This is a genomic window from Tenacibaculum sp. AWR4_210, from assembly GCF_056160945.1.
This window is the reverse complement of the sequence record NZ_JBSWYF010000087.1, coordinates 1-282: the sequence shown is the minus strand read 5'-3', so window position 1 is coordinate 282 and position 282 is coordinate 1. Positions and strand designations below refer to the sequence as shown.

Here is a 282-nt window from a genome sequence, read left to right as displayed (position 1 = left end):
CAGCAACCGCACCATGTACCACAGCAGCAACGGCTCAGGTAGTGGTAAGCGAACAAGCCTTACCAAATGCGGGAACTAACGGAACACTCACGATCTGTGCAGGAAGTACGGTAACATCGGCACAGTTATTTGCAGCCTTAGGTGGAAGTCCAGCTACCGGCGGAACTTGGTCACCAGCATTAGCAGGGGCTAATACCTATACATATACCGTAGCAGCAACGGCACCATGTACCACAGCAGCAACAGCTCAGGTAGTGGTAAGCGAACAAGCTTTACCAAATG

The 282-nt window shown here is 51.4% G+C and carries 1 protein-coding gene; it reads left to right on the top strand.

Annotated elements, in window-relative coordinates:
• Positions 1–282, top strand: a 282-nt coding sequence (locus tag ACXAG7_RS20145; RefSeq protein WP_476667954.1) for a hypothetical protein, incomplete at both ends; no start/stop codon positions are given.